5 protein-coding genes are annotated in these 6,622 nt (G+C 72.4%); all 5 read left to right on the plus strand.

What is annotated here, in order from left to right; genetic code table 11:
* Positions 1–397: 397 nt before the first annotated feature.
* The 5 genes from ABZZ04_RS30560 to rbsD all read left to right on the plus strand — a co-directional run bounded on the left by ABZZ04_RS30560 (position 398) and on the right by rbsD (position 6,398).
* Positions 398–1,414, plus strand: a complete 1,017-nt coding sequence (locus ABZZ04_RS30560) for a LacI family DNA-binding transcriptional regulator (RefSeq protein WP_356935464.1) — start codon at positions 398–400, stop codon at positions 1,412–1,414.
* A complete protein-coding gene (locus tag ABZZ04_RS30565) occupies positions 1,411–2,997 on the plus strand; it encodes a sugar ABC transporter ATP-binding protein (RefSeq protein ID WP_356935465.1) in 1,587 nt (528 codons plus the stop codon). The genes ABZZ04_RS30560 and ABZZ04_RS30565 overlap by 4 nt, the downstream gene beginning before the upstream one ends.
* Complete coding sequence (locus tag ABZZ04_RS30570) at positions 2,987–4,954, plus strand: substrate-binding domain-containing protein (protein WP_356935466.1); 1,968 nt, start codon at positions 2,987–2,989, stop codon at positions 4,952–4,954. The genes ABZZ04_RS30565 and ABZZ04_RS30570 overlap by 11 nt, the downstream gene beginning before the upstream one ends.
* Positions 4,955–5,091: 137 nt before the next feature.
* The gene (locus ABZZ04_RS30575) at positions 5,092–6,012 is read left to right on the plus strand and encodes a ribokinase (protein WP_356935467.1); all 921 of its coding nucleotides are present in this window, start codon (positions 5,092–5,094) and stop codon (positions 6,010–6,012) included.
* A complete protein-coding gene (gene rbsD / locus ABZZ04_RS30580; RefSeq protein ID WP_356935468.1) occupies positions 6,009–6,398 on the plus strand; it encodes a D-ribose pyranase in 390 nt (129 codons plus the stop codon). The genes ABZZ04_RS30575 and rbsD overlap by 4 nt, the downstream gene beginning before the upstream one ends.
* The last annotated feature ends 224 nt before the right edge of the window (positions 6,399–6,622 follow it).

The following is a 6,622-nucleotide window of genomic DNA, read 5'->3' on the forward strand; positions in this document are numbered from 1 at the left end:
AGCGGTGCCTTGTCCGCGTGCGCGGCGGGGATACGGACGGGCGTGTGCCATGGACGGTCCCAGAAACACCAATAAATGTCAGGTGCGCGTCAAGAATTGGCCGGATGGTGCCCTCGGGACGAGCGGGGGCGACGCCTCCGGGGCGGGCCGGGCGGCGCCCTTCGCGACGAGGGCGTGCAGGGCCTGGGCGAGGGGTGAGGGGTGCCGGCGGGGGCCCGGGGCGCCCGGCCCCCGGGTCGTTCCGACGTGCATCGCGCTCGTCACAATCCGGCCTCGGCGAGTGGGTGAGGTCTTGATTTCGAACGTGTAATCGTTTCCAATCATGCGTGTAATCGATTCCATGGCTCCGTTCCACTGGTTTCGAGGCTCACGGAAACCACAAGGAGGTGGTCCGGACATGACGAGCATCAAGGACGTCGCGGCTCGGGCGGGAGTCTCTGTCGCCACGGTCTCCCGCGTACTGAACAGTCATCCCTCCGTCAGCCCGGATGCGCGGACCAGGGTCCTCGCCGCCGTCGACGCCCTCGGCTACCGGCCCAATGCCGTCGCCCGCTCGCTGCGCACCGACCAGACGCGCACGCTCGGCCTGGTCATCAGCGATGTGCTCAATCCGTACTTCACGGAGCTGGCCCGCTTCGTCGAGGAGGAGGCCCGGGCCCTCGGCTACAGCGTCATCATCGGCAATGCCGACGAGCGGCCGGGGCTCCAGGACCACCACGTCCGTACGCTCCTCGACCGGAGGATCGACGGGCTGCTCGTCTCTCCCGCGGACGGCGACTCCACGCTGATGGCGGACGTGGCGCGCGGCGGTACCCCGATGGTCTTCGTGGACCGGTGGATGCCCGCCGTCGACGTCCCCGTCGTACGCGCCGACGGCCGGGGTGCGATCCGGGACCTGGTCGCCCATCTGCACGCGCTGGGCCACCGCAGGCTCGCCATCATCGCGGGCCCCGCGGCCACCACCACGGGCGCCGAGCGCGTCGAGGCCTTCCGCGAGGCGCTGCACGCGTACGAACTCACCCTGCCCGACGCCTACATCGGCCAGGGCGACTTCCAGGCGGACAGCGGCCGGCGCGTCACCGAGGGCTTCCTGGCGCTCCCCGAACCGCCCGAGATCGTCTTCGCCGCCGACAACCTGATGGCGCTCGGCGCGCTGGACGCCATCCGGGCGGCCGGTCTGCGCGTCCCGCAGGACATCGGGCTCGCCGCGTTCGACGACATCCCGTGGTTCGTCCACACCGACCCGCCGATCACGGCGATCGCCCAGCCGACGGGTGACCTCGGCCGTGCCGCCGTCCGCGCACTGGTCGACATCGTCGACGGCCGGTCCCCGCAGTCCGTCACCCTTCCCGCCCGTCTCGTCGTACGCCGTTCCTGCGGTGAACCCGCCCCGGACCAGAGGAGCAACCTGTGAGCAATCCGGACGAGTTGCTGCGCATCGAGGGGGTGCGCAAGACCTTCCCCGGCGTGGTCGCCCTGGACGGCGTGGACTTCGACCTGCGCGGCGGCGAGGTGCACGTCCTGCTCGGTGAGAACGGAGCCGGCAAGAGCACGCTCATCAAAATGCTCTCCGGTGCCCACCGCCCGGACGGCGGCCGGATCTTCGTCCAAGGGCGCGAGGTCAGGATCAACGGCGCTCAGGACGCCGAACGGCTCGGAATCGCCACGATCTACCAGGAGTTCAACCTGGTACCGGATCTCACGGTCGCCGAGAACATCTTCCTCGGCCGGCAGCCGCGCCGCTTCGGACTGATCGACCGGCGCCGCATGGAGGCGGACGCCGAGGTGCTCCTGCGTCGCGTCGGCCTGCACGTGTCGCCGAGGGCCAGGATCCGCGAACTGGGCATCGCCCGGCTGCAGATGGTGGAGATCGCCAAGGCGCTCAGCCTGGACGCACGCGTCCTGATCATGGACGAGCCGACCGCGGTCCTCACCTCGGAGGAGGTCGACAAGCTCTTCCGGATCGTCCGGCAGTTGCGTGCGGACGGTGTCGGCGTCGTCTTCATCACCCACCACCTGGAGGAGATCGCGGCGCTCGGCGACCGGGTCACGGTGCTGCGCGACGGGCGGAGCATCGACCAGGTGCCCGCGTCGACGCCCGAGGCGGAGCTCGTGCAGCTGATGGTGGGGCGCAGCATCGACCAGCAGTACCCCCGCGAACGCCCGGGGGCCGGGGAGCCGCTGCTGTCCGTGCGCGGCCTGACCCGCGACGGCGTGTTCCACGACATCGACTTCGACGTGCGGGCCGGGGAGGTGGTCGGCCTCGCCGGTCTGGTCGGCGCCGGACGCACCGAGGTCGCCCGCGCCGTCTTCGGCGCCGACCCCTACGACCGCGGCACCGTCGAGGTGCTCGGCGAGCGGCTGGCCGGGTACGACGTCACCGCGGCGATGGGCGCCGGAATCGGCCTCGTGCCCGAGGACCGCAAGGGGCAGGGCCTGGTGCTCGACGCCTCGGTGCAGGAGAACCTCGGCCTGGTCACCCTGCGCTCCGCGAGCCGCTCCGGCCTGGTGGACCTCAAGGGACAGCGTGCGGCCGCCGCCCGGATCGCCGAACAACTCGGCGTACGGATGGCGGGCCTCGGCCAGCACGTCCGCACGCTCTCCGGCGGCAACCAGCAGAAGGTCGTGATCGGCAAGTGGCTGCTCGCCGACACCAGGGTGCTGATCCTCGACGAACCGACCCGCGGCATCGACGTCGGCGCCAAGGTCGAGATCTACCAGCTGATCAACGAACTGACGGCATCGGGCCACGCGGTACTGATGATCTCCAGCGACCTGCCCGAGGTCCTCGGCATGAGCGACCGGGTGCTGGTCATGTCCCAGGGCCGGATCGCGGGGGAACTCCCCGCGCACGAGGCGACCCAGGACGCGGTGATGGCCCTCGCCGTCGGCACACCCCCCACGACAACCACACCCCCCACGACAACCACGGCAACCACGACAACCGCGACAGCGGAACCGGCTGCGAACGAAGAGGAGAGCCCCCGTGGCCACTGACACGCTCAAGAGCGATACGGGCGCCGGTGGCGCCGCGGGGCACACGTTCCGCCGGCTCCTGCTCGACAACGGCGCGCTGAGCGCCCTGGTCGTCCTGCTGGTGGCGATGTCGCTGCTCTCCGGCGACTTCCTGACCACCCAGAACCTGCTGAACATCGGGGTGCAGGCGGCCGTCACCGCGATCCTCGCGTTCGGCGTCACCTTCGTCATCGTCTCGGCGGGCATCGACCTGTCCGTGGGCTCGGTCGCCGCGCTCTCGGCGACGGTCCTGGCCTGGACGGCGACCTCGGCGGGGCTGCCGGTCTGGCTGGCGGTCGTCCTTGCCGTCGCCACCGGGGCGGCGTGCGGCTTCGTCAACGGGGCGCTCGTCTCGTACGGCAAACTGCCGCCGTTCATCGCGACCCTGGCGATGCTGTCGATCGCGCGCGGCCTGTCCCTGGTCGTCTCGCAGGGCAAGCCGATCGACTTCCCCGAACCGGTCTCCGTGCTCGGCGACACGCTCGGCGGCTGGCTGCCCGTCCCGGTCCTGGTGATGGTCGTGATGGGGCTGATCGCGGCCCTGATCCTGGCCCGCACCTACATCGGCCGCTCGATGTACGCGATCGGCGGCAACGAGGAGGCGGCCCGGCTCTCCGGACTGCGGGTCAAGCGGCAGAAGCTGGCCATCTACGCCCTGTCCGGTCTCTTCGCCGCGGTCGCGGGCATCGTCCTGGCGTCCCGGCTGACCTCGGCGCAGCCGCAGGCCGCGCAGGGGTACGAACTCGACGCGATCGCCGCCGTGGTCATCGGCGGGGCCAGCCTCGCCGGCGGTGTCGGCAAGGCGTCCGGAACCCTGATCGGCGCACTGATCCTCGCCGTTCTGCGCAACGGGCTCAACCTCCTCTCCGTCTCCGCGTTCTGGCAGCAGGTCGTCATCGGTGTCGTCATCGCCCTCGCGGTGCTGCTGGACACGCTCCGCCGCAAGGCCGGTTCCGGGGCCGCCGCACCGGGCGGTTCGTCCGCCGCGCCGGGCTCGCCGGGATCCGGCCGCGGGGGAGCGGTCAAGTTCGCCGTCGCCGCACTCTGCGTGGCCGTCGTCGTGGGCGGGGTGTCCTACTTCAACTCCGGCTCCTCCGGCGGCAGCACCAAGGTCGGCATGTCGCTCTCCACGCTCAACAACCCCTTCTTCGTGCAGATGAAGGCGGGCGCGCAGGCCGAGGCGGAGAAGGCCGGAGTCGACCTCACCGTCACCGACGCGCAGAACGACGCCTCGCAGCAGGCCAACCAGCTCCAGAACTTCACGAGCTCGGGCATGAAGTCGATCATCGTCAACCCGGTGGACTCGGACGCCGCGGGCCCCGCCGTCCGGGGCGCCAACAAGGCGGACATCCCGGTGGTCGCCGCCGACCGGGGCGTCAACGACGCCCGGACCGCGACGCTCGTGGCGTCCGACAACGTCGCGGGCGGCAGGCTCGCGGCCGAGGCACTGGCCGAGAAGCTCGGCGGCCGGGGCAGCATCGTCATCCTGCAGGGAACGGCCGGCACCTCGGCCAGTCGTGAGCGAGGCGCGGGATTCGCCGAGGGACTGAAGGCGTACCCGGGCATCAAGGTCGTGGCCGAGCAGCCGGCGGACTTCGACCGCACGAAGGGCCTGGACGTCATGACCAACCTGCTCCAGTCCCACCCGGGCATCACCGGTGTCTTCGCGGAGAACGACGAGATGGCGCTCGGCGCGGTCAAGGCACTCGGCGGCAGGGCCGGGAAGTCGGTGTCCGTCGTCGGATTCGACGGAACCCCGGACGGCCTGAAGGCGGTCACCGCCGGAACGCTGTACGCGTCGGTGGCCCAGCAGCCGAAGGAACTGGGCCGGATCGCCGTGCAGAACGCGGTGAAGGCGGCAAAGGGCGAGAGGATCGACGACATGGTGAAGGTGCCGGTCAAGGTCGTCACCGGGAAGAACGTCGCCGACTTCTCCTGAGCACGGCCGGGTCCGCCCGAGCGCTCCGGGTCCGCCCGAGTGCTCCGGGTCCGCCCGGTCGCGTTCGGGCGGACCCGGCCGCGACCGGGCGGCAGAAGCGCGCACCGAGCAGTGTCCGACCACGGAAAGCAGGAACCATGTACGACAGCGAGCACGACCGGTACGACCTGCTGGTCGTGGGCTCCGCCAACGCCGACCTGGTCGTCGGCGTCGAACGCCGCCCCGCCCCCGGCGAGACGGTGCTCGGCTCCGATCTGGCCGTCCACCCGGGTGGCAAGGGCGGCAACCAGGCGGTCGCCGCCGCCCGCCTCGGGGCCCGGACGGCCCTGCTGGCCCGGGTCGGCGACGACGCGCACGGCCGTCTGCTGCTGGAGTCCCAGCGGGCGGCGGGCGTCGACACCGACGGCGTGCTCGTCGGCGGGGCCCCCACCGGTGTCGCGCTGATCACCGTGGACCCCTCGGGCGACAACAGCATCGTGGTGTCGCCGGGGGCCAACGCCCGCCTCACCCCAAAGGACGTCCGGGCGGCCGGTGCCCTGCTCGCCGCCGCCCGGGTCGTCTCCGTACAGCTGGAGATCCCGCTGGAGACGGTCGCCGAGGTGGCGGCCGCGATGCCGCCCGAGACCCGGCTGGTGCTGAACCCGTCCCCGCCCGCGCCCCTGCCCGACCGGGTGCTGGCCGCCTGCGACCCGCTGGTGGTCAACGAGCACGAGGCGCGCTACATCCTGGGCGGGGACGCGGGCAGCACACCGGGGGAGTGGGCACGGGCACTGCTCGGGCTCGGCCCGAAGTCGGTCGTGATCACGCTGGGCGCGGCGGGAGCACTCGTCGCGGACGGCCGCACGGGCGATGTCGTGCCCGTGCCGAGCCTCGCGGTCGAGGCCGTGGACACCACCGGGGCGGGCGACGCGTTCACCGCGGCCCTGGCCTGGCGGCTGGGCCTGGGCGAGGAACTCGCCGAGGCCGCCGCGTTCGCCGTGCGGGTGGGCGCGGCGGCCGTCACCCGGCAGGGCGCGCAGGCGTCCTTCCCGACCGCGGCGGAAGTCCCGGCCCCGTGAAGCGGGCCGGAATCCTCAATCGGCACCTCGCCGGGGCCCTGGCCGAGCTGGGCCACGGCGACGGAGTGCTGATCTGCGACGTGGGCATGCCCATCCCGGCCGGCCCCCGCGTCGTCGACCTGGCCTTCCGGGCCGGCGTCCCGTCGTTCGCCGAGGTGCTCGACGGTCTGCTGGACGAACTCGTGGTGGAGGGCGCGACCGCGGCGGACGAGGTGCGGGAGGCCAACCCGGAGACCGCGAGCCTGCTGGCCGCCCGCCTCCCGGACCTCGCCCACGTACCCCACGACGAGCTCAAGGCACTCTCGGCGGGTGCCCGGCTGGTGGTGCGGACGGGGGAGGCGCGGCCGTACGCGAACGTGCTGCTGCGGTGCGGGGTCTTCTTCTGAGGAGAGGCCCGCGGTGATGCGGCCGGCGCCGGAACGGGGCTGACGCGGCCCTGGCCGGATCAGTGCGGAGAGGTGTATTCAAGCCGCCGGTGCCGTTCGGCCGAACCGTGGGAGGCGATGGCGCCGGGGGGGGGGGGGGGGGGGGCGCCCGCCCCCCCCCGCCCCCCCCCCCCCCCCCCCCCCCCCCCCCCCCCCGGGACACCCCCCCACACAGACACAAACAA

The sequence above is a fragment of the Streptomyces sp. NPDC006435 genome (assembly GCF_040612315.1).
Lineage (GTDB): Bacteria > Actinomycetota > Actinomycetes > Streptomycetales > Streptomycetaceae > Streptomyces.

Coding starts and splice junctions, on each gene's coding strand:
- ABZZ04_RS30560 (WP_356935464.1), top strand. CDS start 398: ATGACGAGCATCAAGGACGTCGCGGCTCGGGCGGGAGTCTCTGTCGCC.
- ABZZ04_RS30575 (WP_356935467.1), top strand. CDS start 5,092: ATGTACGACAGCGAGCACGACCGGTACGACCTGCTGGTCGTGGGCTCC.